Source organism: Verrucosispora sp. WMMD703, from assembly GCF_049178935.1.
Classification (GTDB): domain Bacteria; phylum Actinomycetota; class Actinomycetes; order Mycobacteriales; family Micromonosporaceae; genus Micromonospora; species Micromonospora sediminimaris.
The window spans coordinates 5,139,363-5,155,085 of record NZ_JBMHMM010000004.1; the positions used below are offsets into that span (position 1 = coordinate 5,139,363).

16 protein-coding genes are annotated in these 15,723 nt (G+C 71.5%); 10 read left to right on the top strand and 6 right to left on the bottom strand.

The window, feature by feature from the left end; genetic code table 11:
• Nucleotides 1–54: 54 nt before the first annotated feature.
• Nucleotides 55–1,404 (bottom strand): type I glutamate--ammonia ligase, encoded by a 1,350-nt coding sequence (glnA, locus tag ACN26Z_RS23785; protein WP_093401577.1) that lies wholly within the window; start codon nucleotides 1,402–1,404, stop codon nucleotides 55–57.
• 203 nt (nucleotides 1,405–1,607) lie between these two features.
• Between glnA and ACN26Z_RS23790 the strand changes: the two genes are divergently transcribed.
• Both ACN26Z_RS23790 and panB read left to right on the top strand, forming a co-directional pair.
• Nucleotides 1,608–3,368 (top strand): NAD+ synthase, encoded by a 1,761-nt coding sequence (locus tag ACN26Z_RS23790; protein ID WP_421463482.1) that lies wholly within the window; start codon nucleotides 1,608–1,610, stop codon nucleotides 3,366–3,368.
• A 141-nt stretch (nucleotides 3,369–3,509) separates the two neighbouring features.
• On the top strand, nucleotides 3,510–4,355 hold the full coding sequence (panB, locus tag ACN26Z_RS23795; protein WP_282237331.1) for a 3-methyl-2-oxobutanoate hydroxymethyltransferase: 846 nt from the start codon (nucleotides 3,510–3,512) through the stop codon (nucleotides 4,353–4,355).
• 330 nt (nucleotides 4,356–4,685) lie between these two features.
• Here the strand turns inward: panB and ACN26Z_RS23800 are convergent, their stop codons facing one another.
• Nucleotides 4,686–6,221: a DUF222 domain-containing protein gene (locus ACN26Z_RS23800; RefSeq protein ID WP_421463483.1), complete on the bottom strand. Its 1,536-nt coding sequence runs from the start codon at nucleotides 6,219–6,221 to the stop codon at nucleotides 4,686–4,688.
• A gap of 98 nt (nucleotides 6,222–6,319) precedes the next feature.
• Between ACN26Z_RS23800 and ACN26Z_RS23805 the strand changes: the two genes are divergently transcribed.
• Nucleotides 6,320–7,081: a hypothetical protein gene (locus ACN26Z_RS23805; RefSeq protein ID WP_421463484.1), complete on the top strand. Its 762-nt coding sequence runs from the start codon at nucleotides 6,320–6,322 to the stop codon at nucleotides 7,079–7,081.
• Nucleotides 7,082–7,121: 40 nt separating this feature from the next.
• Nucleotides 7,122–7,625 (top strand): hypothetical protein, encoded by a 504-nt coding sequence (locus tag ACN26Z_RS23810; RefSeq protein WP_139233054.1) that lies wholly within the window; start codon nucleotides 7,122–7,124, stop codon nucleotides 7,623–7,625.
• A 147-nt stretch (nucleotides 7,626–7,772) separates the two neighbouring features.
• Here the strand turns inward: ACN26Z_RS23810 and npdG are convergent, their stop codons facing one another.
• Nucleotides 7,773–8,471 carry an NADPH-dependent F420 reductase gene (gene npdG, locus ACN26Z_RS23815; protein WP_204013856.1) on the bottom strand — a complete coding sequence of 233 codons (699 nt, stop codon included), beginning with the start codon at nucleotides 8,469–8,471 and terminating at the stop codon, nucleotides 7,773–7,775.
• Between the two features lie 138 nt (nucleotides 8,472–8,609).
• Nucleotides 8,610–10,043, bottom strand: a complete 1,434-nt coding sequence (locus ACN26Z_RS23820; protein WP_093401269.1) for an RNB domain-containing ribonuclease — start codon at nucleotides 10,041–10,043, stop codon at nucleotides 8,610–8,612.
• 88 nt (nucleotides 10,044–10,131) lie between these two features.
• Between ACN26Z_RS23820 and ACN26Z_RS23825 the strand changes: the two genes are divergently transcribed.
• From ACN26Z_RS23825 to ACN26Z_RS23845, 5 genes are all read left to right on the top strand, one after another.
• Nucleotides 10,132–11,385, top strand: a complete 1,254-nt coding sequence (locus ACN26Z_RS23825; RefSeq protein WP_421463485.1) for a hypothetical protein — start codon at nucleotides 10,132–10,134, stop codon at nucleotides 11,383–11,385.
• A 190-nt stretch (nucleotides 11,386–11,575) separates the two neighbouring features.
• Complete coding sequence (locus ACN26Z_RS23830) at nucleotides 11,576–12,085, top strand: NUDIX hydrolase (protein ID WP_093401271.1); 510 nt, start codon at nucleotides 11,576–11,578, stop codon at nucleotides 12,083–12,085.
• A complete protein-coding gene (locus ACN26Z_RS23835) occupies nucleotides 12,066–12,872 on the top strand; it encodes a nucleotidyltransferase domain-containing protein (RefSeq protein ID WP_421463486.1) in 807 nt (268 codons plus the stop codon). The genes ACN26Z_RS23830 and ACN26Z_RS23835 overlap by 20 nt, the downstream gene beginning before the upstream one ends.
• A gap of 276 nt (nucleotides 12,873–13,148) precedes the next feature.
• Nucleotides 13,149–13,520, top strand: a complete 372-nt coding sequence (locus tag ACN26Z_RS23840) for a hypothetical protein (RefSeq protein WP_282237325.1) — start codon at nucleotides 13,149–13,151, stop codon at nucleotides 13,518–13,520.
• A complete protein-coding gene (locus ACN26Z_RS23845) occupies nucleotides 13,517–13,987 on the top strand; it encodes a roadblock/LC7 domain-containing protein (RefSeq protein WP_282237324.1) in 471 nt (156 codons plus the stop codon). The genes ACN26Z_RS23840 and ACN26Z_RS23845 overlap by 4 nt, the downstream gene beginning before the upstream one ends.
• Nucleotides 13,988–14,011: 24 nt before the next feature.
• Here ACN26Z_RS23845 and ACN26Z_RS23850 read toward each other — a convergent pair whose 3' ends face one another.
• Nucleotides 14,012–14,497: a DinB family protein gene (locus ACN26Z_RS23850; protein WP_282240737.1), complete on the bottom strand. Its 486-nt coding sequence runs from the start codon at nucleotides 14,495–14,497 to the stop codon at nucleotides 14,012–14,014.
• A 174-nt stretch (nucleotides 14,498–14,671) separates the two neighbouring features.
• Here ACN26Z_RS23850 and ACN26Z_RS23855 point away from each other — a divergent pair, with 174 nt between their 5' ends.
• Complete coding sequence (locus tag ACN26Z_RS23855) at nucleotides 14,672–15,040, top strand: hypothetical protein (protein WP_421463487.1); 369 nt, start codon at nucleotides 14,672–14,674, stop codon at nucleotides 15,038–15,040.
• Nucleotides 15,041–15,124: 84 nt separating this feature from the next.
• Here ACN26Z_RS23855 and ACN26Z_RS23860 read toward each other — a convergent pair whose 3' ends face one another.
• Nucleotides 15,125–15,709, bottom strand: coding sequence for a hypothetical protein (locus tag ACN26Z_RS23860; RefSeq protein WP_421463488.1), 585 nt, complete (start codon nucleotides 15,707–15,709; stop codon nucleotides 15,125–15,127).
• Nucleotides 15,710–15,723 lie beyond the last annotated feature (14 nt).

Here is a 15,723-nt window from a genome sequence, read left to right on the forward strand (position 1 = left end):
CGGGCCCGTGCGGAGCAGCAACTACAAAGACAGGCGGGCCCGCCGCAACGGCGGTTACAGCGACAGGTAGTGCTGGCGCTCGTATGGAGTGACCTCGCGGCGGTACTGCTCCCACTCGGCCCGCTTGTTGCGCAGGAAGAAGTCGAAGACGTGCTCGCCGAGCACCTCGGCGACAAGTTCCGAACCCGCCATCACGTCGATCGCCTCGGACAGGTTCTCCGGCAGCGGTTCGTACCCCATCGCCCGCCGCTCGGCGCTGGTCAGCGCCCACACGTCGTCCTCGGCGCCCGGCGGCAGCTCGTACCCCTCCTCGATGCCCTTCATCCCGGCGCCGAGCAGCACCGCGAAGGCGAGGTACGGATTGGCGGCCGAGTCGGGCGAACGGATCTCAACCCGGGCCGAGTTGGGCTTGCCGTACGCCGGCACCCGGACCAGCGCGGAACGGTTCAGGTGCCCCCAGCAGACGTACGCGGGGCTCTCGGTGACCCGGTCCGGCAGCGCCTGCGGGAACAGCCGCTTGTACGAGTTCACCCACTGGTTGGTGACCGCGGTGTACTCCCGGGCGTGGGCCAGCAGCCCGGCGATGAACGCCCGGGCCACCTTGGAAAGCTTCATCGGGTCGCTGGCGTCGTGGAACGCGTTGCGTTCCCCCTCGAACAGCGACAGGTGCGTGTGCATCCCGCTGCCCGGCTGGTCGGTGAACGGCTTGGGCATGAAGGTGGCCTGCACGCCTGTGGAGAGCGCCACCTCCTTGACCACGTGCCGGAACGTCATGATGTTGTCGGCGGTGGTCAGCGCGTCGGCGTAGCGCAGGTCGATCTCCTGCTGGCCGGGGGCGACCTCGTGGTGGCTGAACTCCACCGAGATGCCGATCCGCTCCAGCGACAGCACCGCCTGACGGCGGAAGTCCCGCGCCACGGCGTGGGTGGTGTGCTCGAAGTACCCGCCGGTGTCCACCGGCACCGGCACGGTGCCGTCCATCGGCCCGTTCTCCAGCAGGAAGAACTCGATCTCGGGGTGGGTGTAGAAGGTGAAGCCCTTCTCCGCCGCCCGGGACAACGCCCGACGCAGCACGTGGCGGGGGTCGGCCCAGGACGGGCCGCCGTCGGGCAGCAGGATGTCGCAGAACATCCGGGCGCTCTCGCCGCTGACCCCGCCCTCGAACGGGAAGACCTGGAAGGTGGTCGGGTCCGGCATGGCGACCATGTCCGACTCGAAGACCCGGGCGAATCCCTCGATGGCCGAGCCGTCGAACCCGATGCCCTCCTCGAAGGCGGCCTCCAGTTCGGCGGGGGCGACCGACACGCTCTTGAGCGTGCCGAGCACGTCGGTGAACCACAGCCGGACGAAACGGATGTCCCGCTCTTCCAGCGTACGGAGGACGAACTCCTGCTGACGGTCCACTTCCCCAACCTTCCGCGACACGCTATGTCCGCCTTGGGTCGGACTCTGCCCGACCTGACCGACCAGTCTCCACCGACCCGATTACGCAGACGTTAACCGAACCGCGGCCGTTGCGTCCCGTCCCGTCCCGACCGGCGGTCCGGCCCGGTCGTACTGCCCCACGCCGACGTGTCGAGCCCATGGCGCTGGGGCAAGATGAGGACATGCCCACCCTGCGTCTCGCCCTGTGCCAGGTCAACCCCAGTGTCGGTGACCTCACCGGCAACGCCGGTCTCGTCCGCGCCTGGACCCGCCGGGCCGCCGCCTCCGGTGCCCAACTGGTCCTGTTCCCGGAGATGATGCTGACCGGCTACCCGGTGGAGGACCTGGTCTTCCGGCGGTCCTTCGTGGCCGCCTCCCAGGCGGCGCTGGGCCGGCTCGCCGCCGATCTGGCCGCCGACGGCCTGGGCGACCTGCCGGTCGTGGTGGGTTATCTGGACGCGGACGGTCCGCCGCAGGTCAGCGCGGACGCCGAGCCGGGCCGGGGAGCGCGCAACGCCGCCGCGCTGCTGCACCGCGGCGAGGTGGTCGCCACCTACTTCAAGCACCACCTGCCCAACTACGGCGTCTTCGACGAGGACCGCTACTTCGTGCCCGGCGACATGCTCACCGTGGTCCGGCTCGGTGGGGTGAACGTGGCGCTGACCATCTGCGAGGACCTGTGGCAGGCCGGCGGGCCGTTCGCCGCCGCCCGCCGGGCCGGGGTGGGCCTGGTGGTCAACATCAACGGCTCACCGTACGAGCTGAACAAGGACGACCTGCGGCTGCCGCTGGTCCGGCGGCGGGCCGCCGAGGCCGGGGCCACCATCGCGTACGTCAACATGATCGGTGGTCAGGACGAATTGGTCTTCGAGGGCGACTCGATGATCGTCGCGGCGGACGGCAAGGTGCTGACCCGGGCACCGCAGTTCGTCACCCACCTGCTCGTGCACGACGTCGACCTGCCGGCGGCCGGCGATGCGGGCGACGACGGCGAGCAGTTGGCCGAAGGGCTGCGGGTGGTGCGTCGTACCGTCGACGGGATCCCGCCCTCGCCGACGGGCCCGGCGGCCACCGGCGGCCTCATCGAACCGGTGGCCGACGAGGCCGAGGTGTGGCAGGCGCTGGTGCTCGGCCTGCGGGACTACGTCGAGAAGAACCGCTTCCCCTCCGTGGTGCTCGGGCTCTCCGGCGGCATCGACTCGGCGGTGGTGGCGGCCATCGCGGTGGACGCCCTCGGCGGCGACCGGGTGGTCGGTGTCTCCCTGCCCAGCCAGCACTCCTCGGAGCACAGCCGCTCCGACGCGGCCGACCTGGCCAAGCGGACCGGCCTGGACTACCGGGTGGAGCCGATCCAGCCGATGGTGGACACCTTCCTGGCGAACATGTCGCTGTCCGGGGTCGCGGTGGAGAACCTCCAGGCGCGGGTACGCGGCGTCATCCTGATGGCGTTGTCGAACCAGGAGGGCCACCTGGTGCTTACCACCGGCAACAAGAGCGAGCTGGCGGTCGGCTACTCGACCCTGTACGGCGACTCGGTCGGTGGCTTCAACCCGATCAAGGACGTGTGGAAGACCCTGGTCTGGCGGCTGGCCAAGTGGCGCAACACGGAGGCGACCCGGCTGGGCCTGACGCCACCGATCCCGGAGAACTCGATCGGCAAGCCGCCGAGCGCCGAGCTGAGCCCGGGTCAGCTCGACAGCGACTCGCTGCCCGACTACGACGTGCTCGACCCGATCCTGATCGGCTACATCGACGGTGACCTCGGCCGGGAGGGGCTGATCGCCGACGGCCACGATCCGGCCGTGGTGGACAAGGTGCTGCGGTTGGTGGATACCGCCGAGTACAAGCGCCGCCAGTCCGCGCCGGGTACGAAGATCTCGATGAAGGCGTTCGGGCGGGACCGGCGGCTGCCGATCACCAACCGGTGGCGGGAGGACGGCTGACCGGGCGTCACGAGCGGCTGGCTCGTGACGTCGGGCCGGAGTGACATCCTCCACTGCGCCCTGCCGCCGACCGCCCGCACGGTGGGACGATCGCGGCAGAACCCGGGGACCGCGTACGCGGCCTCGAGGAAGGAGAACATCGTGGTGGAGTCCACTCCGGCCGAGGTGACCGCTCTCTACGGCGGCCCGGCCACCCGTCGCGTCCGTACCCGCGACCTGCTCGCCGCCAAGGAGCGCGGCGAGAAATGGTCCATGCTCACCTCGTACGACCAGTACACGGCCTCGATCTTCGATGCCGCCGGCATCCCGGTGCTGCTGGTGGGCGACTCGGCGGCGAACAACGTGTTCGGCTACGAGACGACCCTGCCGGTGACCGCCGAGGAGCTGCTGCCGCTGGTACGGGCGGTTGTCCGGGCCACCCGGCAGACCCTGGTCGTCGGTGATCTGCCCTTCGGCTCGTACGAGGAGGGCCCGACCCAGGCGCTGCGGACGGCCGTCCGGTTCATGAAGGAGGGCGGTTGCCACGCGGTGAAACTGGAGGGCGGCCGGCGCTGCGCCGCGCAGATCGAGGCGATCGTCGGGGCCGGCATTCCGGTGATGGCGCACATCGGCTTCACCCCGCAGCGTGAGCACACCATCGGCGGGTACCGGGTGCAGGGCCGCGGCGAGACCGCCGACGAGGTGCTGGCCGACGCGCGGGCGGTAGCTGCGGCGGGCGCCTTCGCGGTGGTGCTCGAAATGGTGCCCGGCGACGTCGCCAAGCGGGTCACCGCCGAGCTGCCGATCCCGACGGTGGGCATCGGCGCCGGCCCGGACACCGACGCCCAGGTGCTCGTCTGGCAGGACATGGCCGGCCTGCGTACCGGTAAGGCGCCACGCTTCGTGAAGCGCTACGCCGCCCTGGCCGACACGCTCGACGAGGCCACCCGCCGCTTCGCCGACGAGGTCCGCTCCGGCCAGTTCCCCGCCGCCGAACACACCTTCTGACCTCCGTTGGGCTGTGGCAGACCCGGCCACGACCATCAACTCACCCGGGCGACGGTCGGGGTCGCCGGGTGAGTTGATGGTCGGAGTCGCCGGGCGACGATGCGGGGCCGGCCGGGGCGACGAACGTGGCAGCTCTGGCCGCCGCCCACCGGTAGCGGCCAGAGCTGCCATCGCCCTGCCACGCCCGGCCCGACCGCTGCCTTCCACCGACCCGCACCCCATCGGCGCGGCCGGATCGTCCGTCGGCTGCCGGTCATCGACAAGCGTCACAGCAGAGCATGCATAGGCGACGGCGTATCGCAACGGATGGCCGTAGCAATGGCTCGACGGTCAGGGCGGGTGCGTCCGGCGAACGGGTCGACCGGACGGACGCCTCGCCGCCTGCCGTTCCGCCCCGCCCGGCAGTCGCGACTCCCTGCTGGCCGCCGCACGGGTTACCTCCGCGCGGGCTCGTGGCCCGGCCGACACCTGCGTCAGCAGTCGCGACCCGGCGGGAACGGAGACCATCTGTGCCGGTGCGGTGGACACCGATGTGGGCGAGCCCGCCCCGACGGGCATCGAGGTCAACGGCTTCGACCGACCGGACGCTGGGTCTACTGGCCACGGCGTCCCGGGCGCAGGCGAGTGGTGTAGGTGGTTGCGACGGGGACGCTGACCGGGGTCGAGCCAGGCGGGCGGGATGAACTCTGGATGACCGTCGGTGGCTAGGTGGACCTGCCAGCCGTGCTGGTGCACGTGACGATGATGGTGGCGGCAGAGCAGCACCGCGTTGGCGAGGCTGGTGACGCCGCCGTCGGCCCAGTGCCGCAGATGATGGCCCTCACACCAGCGGGGCGGCCGGTCGCAGCCCGGAAAGGCACAGCCCCGATCTCGCAGCACCAGGGCCCGCCGCAGCGGCCCGGTGATGAGCCGACGTTGCCGACCCACGTCGAGGACCTGGCCTGCGCCGCCGAGCACTGCGGGCAGGACCGCCGCGTCGCAGGCCAACCGGCGCACCGTTGCGGGCGTGAGGGTGACACCGCTGTCCAGCGTGCCGGGCCCGAGGCTTCCGGTGAAGGTGTCATACCCGGTGGTGACGACGATCTGGGCGGGGTCAGCGCCGTGCCCGGGCAACTCGCCGGTGCCCAGGACGAGCCGACAGATGTCGCCCAGGGCGTCGTGGCGCCGTTGCCCGGGCGAACGGGGATCGTCCGGGCCGGCGGGTGCGGTGAGCGGCTCGATGGCGGCCCGCAACAGTGCGGCGGTCTCCGCGTCGAGGCTGCCAGTCAGCCGGGTGCGCCCATCCCGCAGGTCGGAGAGGGTTACCTGCCGGTCGCGCGCGGCGCGGGCCGCCTCCGCTTCCAACGCTCTACCGGTGGCCGCCTCGGCGACCTCGGGTGCCACGTGTTCGAGAATCCGGCTCCCGAGTCGGCGCAGGGCGGACGGCTCGAACTGCCCGGCCCAGTCGAGGAGGAGTTCGACAGCCGACCCGGCCGCCTCGGTGCCGGCCGCACCTCGAACGGTGGCCGCGACATCGGCGATGACCCGGACCTGCTCCAGATCGATCCGACCGGCGGCGAGTGCGGCGCTCATCTCGTCGGACTCGCGACCAAGCGCCTCAGCGAGGTCGACCAACCGGCGGGCCGTCGGCACGCCGAGCCGGAGCCGGTCGCGGAGCCAGACGGCGGTGGACGACGCGCCCTGCGCCACCGCCACGCCACGGCCGTCCAACTCACGCACCAGCGCCAGCTTCGTCGCGGCGAGCCGCTGCTCCAGCCGGTGCGCGGCTTCGAGGGCATCGATCAGCTCGCTCTCCGGCATGGCCCAGACAGCGGCGTCGACGCAGGAACGCGTCGCCACCTCTGCCCGCTCCAGCTCCTCCAACACGCCACCGACAATAGAACACACGTACGACAGTTCCGATCGATCTCCACGCCGGTCATCGGTGCCGGTCGCGACTGGACGCGCGCTGCGACGATGCGATTATGATCGATGGCATCCCGGCTGGTCGGCGCTGGCGCTGGTGGACGGTGTTGCGGCTCGGCGTCGTCGCGCTGTGGCTGGTCGCGGCCGGAGCGGCTTGGTGGACGGCACCTCGGCAGCAGAGCTACGACCAGGTGGAAGCGGATCTGGCTGCCGGCCGGGTGGTGGCTTACCAGTGGGGTGACCGGTGGGACGCCGACCGGCGAACCCCGTGGTTCGGCACCGCTGACCTGGAATCGTCCGGCACTCTCGGTCCGCTGTTCGGGTGGCGCACGCCCGACGGTCGGGTCTGGTGGACCGACACCACCTACTTCGAGCAGGTCACGATCGCCGGTAGCGTCCGCGAGGCGTCCTACGCGGGGCCAGGTGCGATCGGCATCGCCGAACAGCTGCAGGCCGCGGGCCTGGACAGCCCCAGCGCCGCTCTCCAGCCACTTGGGAACCTCATTGCTGGGACGGGCCTGGCCGCCGCCGTGGTCATCATCGGTGTCCTGCTGACCGGGCCCGCCCCGGTGCTGGGTACGCGGTGGTTCTGGTTCTGGTTGGTCTGCCTCGTACCGTTCGGGCTCGGAATCCTGTGGTGGTTGGCCCGGGAGCACCCCTGGGCGCGCGCCGGCTCCCCGCCCGCCAACCCACGTCAGCGGAGCCGTGGTCCGCTCGGTCTCGCTCTCGGCCTCGTCGCCGTGCTGCTGAGCAGCATGCTGTTGCTGGTACTCGGCCGGATTCTCGGCGATTGGTGGGTGCCGCGTCTGGACGCCGGGTAGGGCCAGCGAAATCCATCGAAAGCCGCTACGGTTCACGCTCGTGAATCGAGTTCGTGCTTATGTCTCTGTCCTGGCCTGCGCCTCACTGCTGGCGTTGGCCGCCTGCGGTGGCGAGGAGGCGGCCCCGACGGGCGGAGCCTCGTCGTCGGCCACCGTGCCGTCCGCCACCGCCACCTCCGCCCCGGCGCCGCCGACCGCCGACGCGGCGGACGTGGTGAGCGACAAACAGCTCTGTGAGTCGGCGAAGCAGGCCAGCGACAAGATGAAGGAGGATCTCGTCGCCGCGGTGAGTTCCGGTAGCGAGCCGTCGCCGGCGCTGTTCCAGAAGATCCTGTCCGGGTTGCAGAACGAGGTGACGCGGGTGGCCGGCACCGGCGCCACCGACAGCAAGGTGGTTGCCGCGTTGGAGGAGTTCGGCGCGGAGGCCGGCAAGGCCGCCAACGCCACGGACCCGGCGACGGCTGCCGACAACCCGGGATTCGAGAAGGCCGGCGCCGCCCTCAGCACGGCCTGCAAGTCGGCCGGCGTCAGCGTCAACTTCTGACCGCCGGACGCTCTGACGAAGGATCCGGATCCGTGGCAGCTGCGGTAGCGGACACGCCGACCGGCTGACGCCTTCACTGCCACGGATCCGGCTGCGCCTGGTGACCTGCGCGGTGGGCGGCCAGGACCCGGTTGACCGCAAACGGGTTCAGAGATCGGTGACGCGGACGCCCGCGTGCGCCTTGTAGCGCTTGTTGATGGCGATCAGGTTGGCGGTGAACGCCTCGATCTGGTGCGCGTTGCGCAGCCGTCCGGCGTAGATGCCGCGCATGCCGGGGATGTGGGCGGCGAGCGCGCCGACGATGCCGACCAGTTCCCGCTCCTCGGTGCAGATCAGCACGTCCAGCTCGATGCGGTCGATCTCGGGGTCGGCCAGCAGCGGAGCGCTGACGTGGTTGAACGCGGCGCAGACCCGGGAGTCGGGCAGCAGCGCGGCGGCCTGCTGGACGGCGCTGCCCTCCGGCACCGGCAGCGCGTACGGGCCCTGCTTGTCGAAGCCGAGCGGGTTGACGCAGTCCACGACGATCTTGCCGGCGAGCGGTTCGGCGAGCGCGCCGACCGTGGCGGCGTGCCCGTCCCACGGCACCGCGATTATCACGACATCGCTGCGCCGGGCCACCTCGTCGTTGTCCGCACCGGTGACGCTGCCACCGGCCGGCACCCCGGGCAACGCGGCGATCTCAGCGGCCGACTCGGCCGCCCGCTGCGCGGAGCGGGAACCGATCAGCACCGTCAGGCCCGCCCGGGCGAACCGGTAGGCGAGCCCTCGGCCCTGGTCGCCGGTGCCACCGATGATGCCGATGGTGAGCCCGGAAACGTCGGGCAGGGTGCTCGGGTCGTATGCCATGGTCGTCATCCTCGCAAATCAGCTGGCCCGGCAGCAGCGCCCCACGCTGTGACAATGCCCGCTGCGGCGGGCGCGACGGCCCCCGGACCGGCCGCGAAAAGACCATGCGGCACCGACCGCAGGTCGGACGCCGACCCGTCAGGCGAGTTCGAAGGCGACCGAACGGGTGGCCGGATCGGCGGCGACCAGCCGGACCCGGACCCGGGTGCCCAGTGGCAGCTCGCCGAGACAGCGGGCGCGTACCGGCGGGTCGTCGAGGGCTACCGTCCCGCCGGGTGGGCGGCCCTCACGGGCCTTGCCGTTGGCCGGCGCGTCGACGTCGAGCACGGCGGCGTCGAAGGTCTCGCCGACCCGGTTGGCCAGCAGCACCGCCTCGGCCAGGTCGATCGCGCCTCGGCTCGCCGCGGACGCGGTGCGGTCCGTGGCCGCCATCACCGACGGCAGCCGGGGCAGCGCCGCGCGGGCCCAGTCGGGTACCTCACGGCCGTCGTGCAGCGCCAGGCAGATCTCCGTGGCGTACCGATCGGCGAGTCGTCGCAGCGGCGCCGTGACATGGGCGTACGCGGCCGCGACCCCGCCGTGCGCCGGCTGCTCGGGCGGCTCGCCGTCGAACGGGGTGTACGCGGCCGCACGCATCAGCTCCGCGGCCTGGTCGATGAACGCGGCGGCCCGAGGCTGGGCCGGGTCCAACCGGAGCAGCAGTTCACCCACGCCGACGTCGTCCGGCCAGTGCACGCCCAGCGGGGCGGCGGCGGCCCGCAGCCGCTGCACCGCCTCGGGCTTCGGCGCGGGCATCGTCCGCAGCAGGCCGATCCCACCAGCCAGCATCAGGTCGGCGGCGGCCATCCCGGTGAGCAGGGAGATCTGCGCGTTGTGCTCCTCCATCGGTACCGGCGCCCGCAGCACGAGTCGCCAACCGTCGCCGTCGGCCTCCACGTCCTGTTCGGGAATCGGCAGGTTGACCGCGCCCCGGCGCAGTCCTCGGGCGGTGAGCAGCGCACCGATCTCGGGCAGCAGGGCGATCGGTTCGGGGAGCCGACCCGCGTCGGCGTCGGCCTGCACCTGCGGGTACGCCAACTGGGCCCGGCTGCGGACCAGGGCGCGCTGCACCACCACCGCGCTGGTGTCACCGTCGGCGTCCAGGTCGATGGTCCACAGCACGGCTGCCCGGTCGACGTCCGGCAGCAGGCTTGCCGCGCCTTCGCCGAGCGAGTACGGGTGCAGCGGCACGTTGCCGTCGGGAAGGTAGACCGTCTGCCCTCGACGCCAGGTCTCGTCCTCCAGCACACTGCCTGGACGCACATGGGCGGCGACGTCGGCTATCGCGTACCGCACCCGGTAGCCGCCGTCGGCGCGGCGGCTGAGGTGCATCGCCTGGTCCAGATCCCGCGAGCCGGGCGGGTCGATCGTGACCAGCGGGACGTCCGTGCAGTCGACGGCCGGCCGGGGCGGTGCGGCGGCTGCCTCGTCGGCCTCCCGCTGCGCCGCCTCCGGGTAGGTCTCGGGCAGACCCAGTTCTCGGCGCAGCGCCCCGAAGTCGATGCGCGGTGCCAGCACACGTCGGATGACCATGCGCCCATCCTGACAGCGCCGGACGCACCGCGCCCTCCGCCGAGCGACGGGTCGTCAGCGTACGCCGGGTCAGCGGGCCGTCCTGCGCGTGGCGCCGGTCCGCCCGCCGGACGCGGCACGCCCGGTGCTCCGGGCGGCGGCGGTCTTCGCAGGCGTCTTCTTCGCTGCCGCCCTCGACGTGGATGCCTTCTTCGCGGGCGCTCTCTTCGCCGCAGGCGCCTTCTTCGCGGAAGTCCTCTTCGCAGGGGCCTTCTTCGCTGCCGACGTCGACGCGGGAGCCCTCGACGCGGACGTCTTCTTCGCCGCTGTCCGGGTGGCCACCGTCGTACTCTTCCGAGCCGGTGCCTTCTTGGCGGCCACCGTCTTCGCGGGTGCCTTCTTCGCCGCGGCCTTTCTCGCCGGAGCCTTCGCCGCCGTCTTCCGCGCTGCCGCCTTCTTCACCGTCGACGTCGCGGTCTTCGCCGGTGCCTTGCGCGCGGCCGACGTGCTCCGCGTACCCGTCGCCTTCTTCGCGGGCGCGGTCTTGCGGGCCGGGGCCGCCTTCCGCGCGGAGGTCGCTTTCTTCGCGGGCGCGGTCTTGCGCGTCGGGGCCGCTTTCCGCGCGGAGGTGGCCTTCTTCGCGGGCGCCTTCGTCGCCGTGGCCCGCGCGGACGTGGCCTTCTTCGCGGGTGCCGTCTTGCGGGCCGGGGCCGCCTTCTTCGCGGGTGCCTTGGCCGCCGTGCTCCGTGTGGAGGTCGCCTTCTTCGCGGCCGCCCGCTTCGCTGCGGATGTGGTCGTGCGCGGGCCGGTGGCCGTCCGCGTCGACGCCGAGCTGGTCCTCGCGGCGGGTGCCTTGCTCGGCGCGGCCTTCGCCGACACCGTCTTCTTCGCGGGGGCCGCCTTCTTGGCTGCGGCGGTCTTCCGCGCCAGCGTGGCCGACCTGCCGGCAGGCGCTGCGCCGCCGGTCGCCTTACGGGCAGCCGGCGCGGTGCCGGACGCGCGGCGGGTCGACGGGGTACGGGCGAGGCCCGCGGTGCGTTCCGTCGCGGCGGTCTTCCTCGCGGGCGTACGCTTCGCGGCCGGGCGGGTGGCCTGTTGCGCTTCGGCCATCTCGGTTCCCTTCATGGGGACGTGCTGCCGCCCTCGCGACGCACGCAGAGCCTCGGCGCGGGAGGCGTCCCGCGCCGTCTACCTGTCCTCCCCGGTCCAGCGAGCATCCTCGGCCTCCCACGCCTCGTTGCGTTCCCGCACCTGTTGCAGGGCGTTCTCCGCGTCGGCGGCCGAGTCGTACGGGCCGAGAACGTGCCGCGCGGGGCACACGTCGGCACCGGACTCGACCCGGTGGTGTCGCGTACACCAGTAGTAACGTCCGCGTCCGCTGTCGCTCATGGCATCACTGTGCACCGGGAAACGACCGACCGCCACCGGAACACAGCAAGTCACCGGGCCCTTCCACAGTAGACGTGCTCCCTGGCCTGCGGGCCTGAACTGCGAAAATCGTCGCCGCCAGCCCGGGTGCGGGGGTGGATCCGCGGATTGGCTAAGGTCACCGGATGGGCGTACCGGACTACATCCTGCGGATGCGCAAGCACGTCGGCCACGACCTACTCTGGCTACCCAGCGTAAGCGCGATCGTCCGCAACGACGCGAGTGAGCTACTGCTCGCCCAACGGGCCGACGACGGTCGCTGGTCGGTGGTGAGCGGCTTCGTCGAGCCGGGTGAGCAGCCCGCCACCGCGGTCGTGCGCGAGGTGCTGGAGGAGACCGGCCTGGCGGTCGAACCGCTGCGACTGAGCAGTGCCGTGTCGCACCCGCACACGTACCCGAACGGCGACCGTTGCGAGTACCTGAATCTCGGTTTCCACTGCCGGTTCCTGGGCGGCGAGGCACGCGTCAACGACGACGAGTCGCTGGACGTGCGGTGGTTCCCGCCGGGACGGCTGCCCGACCTCGACGAGCACGCGCGGCTGGTCATCCGGCACGCCCTCGGCGGGGAGACCTCCGCCTTCTTCCTGCCCGCCGGAACGCAGTGGGGCGAGCCCGGTGAGCTGGAGTACTCCTGAACCGCTGCGGCGGTACCTGACCGACCTGGTCGCGGTCGCCGGCGAGGTGCTCGGTGCCGAGTTGGGCGGGGCGTACGCGGCGGGCTCGGTGGGTCTGGCCGCGTACCAACCCGGACGCAGCGACGTGGACGTGGCGCTGATCTGCGCCGGACCGCTCGACCACGGGGTCGCCGGGGAGTTGGTGGCCCGGCTGCGGCACGAGGCGCTGCCCTGCCCGGCGCGCGGCCTGGAACTTGTCGTGTACCAGCAGAAGGTGGCGCGGTCCGGCACACCGGAGCCGGGTTTCGAGGTCGAGCTGAACACCGGCGCCCGGATGGACTTCCGGGTGTCGTACGGCCCGGCGGAGCGCCCGAGCGCGGACGGCCTTTTCTGGTACGGCCTCGACCGCAGCATCCTGCACCAGAGCGGGCGGGCGCTGCTCGGTCCGCCCGCCGCCGATGCCTTCGCCGATTTGGCCCCCGACGATCTGCGTCGACTGGTCCTGGACGCGCTGCGCTGGTGGTTGGCGCGATCGATACCCGCCGGGGAGGTGCCCGCCCCCGGAGCGGAGGACGCCGTGCTCGGTGCCTGCCGTTCCTTGGTACGCCTGCGCACCGGGACGTGGCTGCCCAAGGTGGCTGCCGGCCGGCGGCTGTTGGAGGAGGCCGGACCGCTTGTCGACGCCGACACCACCGAACTTGTCGAGCGGTCGATCGCCGCTCGCGACGGCGGTCCGCCACCGACCGGGGCGGCCGCTCGCGCCTTCCAGCGACGTGTGCTCGCCGACCTCGCCGACGCACCCGCCTGAACGGACCGTCGTCTCGTGCAGTGCGCGGCCCGGCTCCTCAACTGGATCGGGAAGCATCCCCGCAGGTAGCAGACGAATTCGTTCGTGTGGCATCAGCCGCTGCGGCGATTCTCGGCCGTCCCGGTGGTCACCCAACGTGGCCCGCTCAGCCCGTTCGCGCTGCACAAGATGCGGATGGGAGGTGGCATGTGCCAGTCTCATCCGAGATTTGTTCACCCCGGCACGACCGCGTACCGGTGCGCACCTACAGCTCGTCAGCAGAACCTGGAGAGGCACGTGGCAAACCTCGACACCGCCCTGAAGGACGCCATGACGATCGACGGGGCCATCGGCGCCGCGCTCGTCGACTACACCAGCGGGATGACCCTCGGCGTCGCCGGTGGTACTCCGGAGATCGACCTCACCGTCGCCGCCGCTGGCAACACCGACGTGGTACGCGCCAAGATGCGCACCATCGAGATGCTCAAGCTCAACGACGACATCGAGGACATGCTCATCACCCTCGGCGGCCAGTACCACATCATCCGGCCGCTGAACGGTCCCAACGGCAAGGGGTTGTTCCTCTACCTGATGCTCAGCAAGGCCCGGTCCAACCTGGCGCTCGCCCGGCACCAGCTGCGCACCATCGAGGAGCAGCTGGAACTGTGAGCAGCGGCGACACCCTCCTCCCCCGTCGTACCGCCAAGCAGCCGGACCTTCCGCCACCGGTGCGGCTCCCACCGTCGCTGGCGGGTGACCCGTCGCTGCCGTACCCGGCGATCGGCACCGAACTGCACGAGCTGCGCCTCCAGATCCCCGGGGTGCAGGGAAGTGTCCTCGGCGGAGTCGACGGCCTGCTCATCGCGCACGACGTGCCCGACACTCTGGACCCGGACGACCTGGCCGCGATGGCGGCGGCGACCTTCGGCCTCGGCCGGCAGGTCAGCCTCCGCCTCGGCCAGGGCGAATTCCGTCAGTCCACCGTCCGCAACCAGGCCGGCTACTTCTCCGTGTACGCCGTCGGCTCACACGCGCTGCTCTCGGTGGTCGGTGCCGACGCGATAAACGTGGCCCGCCTGCACCTGCACGCCCCACCGGTGGCCGAACGTCTCGCCAAACTCCTCGAACCCGCCTGATCCGCGAGCCGCGGTGAACGTCGGTCAGGTGGCGCCCGTCGAGCCGTCGGTCAGTTCGCGGAGAATGTCGGCGTGGCCGGCGTGCCGGGCCGTCTCCTCGATCAGGTGCACCATGATCCAGCGCAACGAAACCTCCCCGAGCTGCGGGTGGGGCACCACATGGTCGAGGTCGAAGCGGGCCGCCACCTCCCGCGACCTGGCACACTCCGCCTCGTACGCCGCCGACAACCGCTCGACGGTGTCACCCTCGGCCAACGCGAAGCTGGCCGTCGCGTCCTCCTCCGAGGTGAGATAGACGTCCCCCGGGCCGGGCGCGAGCAGACAGCGGAACCAGTTCCGCTCCACAAGCGTCAGGTGCTTCACCAGGCCGGCGAGGGTGGTCGCCGACGGCACCAGTCGCCGGGCAGCCTCAGCGTCGGAGATGCCCCGCAGCTTCCCCAGCACCACCGCGCGATGAAAATCGAGAAACGCATCGAGCACGACGCGTTCGTCGCCGGTGCTCGCCATCATCGCCGTGAGCACGTGGTCGGGCGGAGCCTCCATACCCGGACCCTAGCGGCAGCCCACCCGTCCCCGCTGCCCCGCGACCCGCCACCGGCGCCCCGTCCGCCGGCCGTCGCCTGCGCCGCTCGATCCGTCGATCACATCTGGTCGACCCGAGCAGACCACACCTACCATGTGCCGATGATCGATCAGGATCGACGGCGGGCTCCCGTCCCGGTCGTCGCCGCCGCGATCATTTTTATGCTGGGCATGGTCATCCAGGCCGCCCAGGTCAAGACGAGCACCGCGCCCGGGGCCACCGCGCCGAGGACGACCATCTTCGCCGTGGGACTGATCCTTCTCTCCTTGGCCTTCGCGTACGGCTTGTGGCGCCAGGTCGGGCGTGCCCAGATCCTGACAGCCGGCTTCGCCGCCTTCAATATCGCGTACGGCCTTGTGGAACTCCCCGACATCCACCCACTGTCGGTGTTGCGGATGCTGGCCTTCGCTGCCGTTGTCGGCTTGCTGCTGCCCGCATCGTCTCGACAATGGTTTCCACCCGGCACGTGAGTTGCCCGGCACCGGTCCCACCGCCCGCAGCGTCCCGGTTGGCTCCGGGTCGCGGGATGCCGTCACGGATCAGCCGCGCCCTCTTCAGCCCACGGATGTGCGCGCGCACGGCTGCTCAGCCCTGGCGTGCCAGACACTGCCCACCAGGGCCACGGGATAGTCGATCTCTCTGACCTGGCGATCATCGGTCTCGACCGAGAATCGCATCGGCAGGATGCTGCTCTCGAACGCGGTCGCGCATTCGAAGCGCAGTTCGACATCGATCAGGCCGGTATCACCCGGGCCCAGCACCTGAGACTCGCCGGTGTCACGGACCTGGGCACCCGGTCCCTGCCCGGCCGCCGTACGAACAGTGATCGGCGCCTGCCCAGCGTTGGTCACCGCCAGCTGCCCATCCATCTGAAGAACACCCGAGACGTCCGAACCCTCGCCAGTGATCGACACGGGGACCGCCACGAGCGCGACCGAAGCGCGTCGCTCCCGTTCCTCCCGCGAGTCCCGCAGCTCGCTCACGCCCAAGCCACCAAGCACCCCGCCGACCACGAAGGCAGCGATGAGCCCGACACCCAACTTCCGTCTGGTCAGGAGGCCGTCGGAAACCACGCTGCCCGTCGTCTTCGACTGCCGGTCGTGCTCATCCAGGTCGATCACTTCACGCTCCGCCGGCATGGCTGCCAGCCTAG

Bases quoted from the DNA above. Each gene is read 5' to 3' on its own strand.
- ACN26Z_RS23830 (WP_093401271.1), top strand. From the start codon at position 11,576: ATGGGCGTACCGGACTACATCCTGCGGATGCGCAAGCACGTCGGCCAC.
- ACN26Z_RS23850 (WP_282240737.1), bottom strand. From the start codon at position 14,497: ATGATGGCGAGCACCGGCGACGAACGCGTCGTGCTCGATGCGTTTCTC.
- ACN26Z_RS23820 (WP_093401269.1), bottom strand. From the start codon at position 10,043: ATGGTCATCCGACGTGTGCTGGCACCGCGCATCGACTTCGGGGCGCTG.
- ACN26Z_RS23805 (WP_421463484.1), top strand. From the start codon at position 6,320: ATGATCGATGGCATCCCGGCTGGTCGGCGCTGGCGCTGGTGGACGGTG.
- ACN26Z_RS23860 (WP_421463488.1), bottom strand. From the start codon at position 15,709: ATGCCGGCGGAGCGTGAAGTGATCGACCTGGATGAGCACGACCGGCAG.
- npdG (WP_204013856.1), bottom strand. From the start codon at position 8,471: ATGGCATACGACCCGAGCACCCTGCCCGACGTTTCCGGGCTCACCATC.
- ACN26Z_RS23790 (WP_421463482.1), top strand. From the start codon at position 1,608: ATGCCCACCCTGCGTCTCGCCCTGTGCCAGGTCAACCCCAGTGTCGGT.
- ACN26Z_RS23855 (WP_421463487.1), top strand. From the start codon at position 14,672: ATGATCGATCAGGATCGACGGCGGGCTCCCGTCCCGGTCGTCGCCGCC.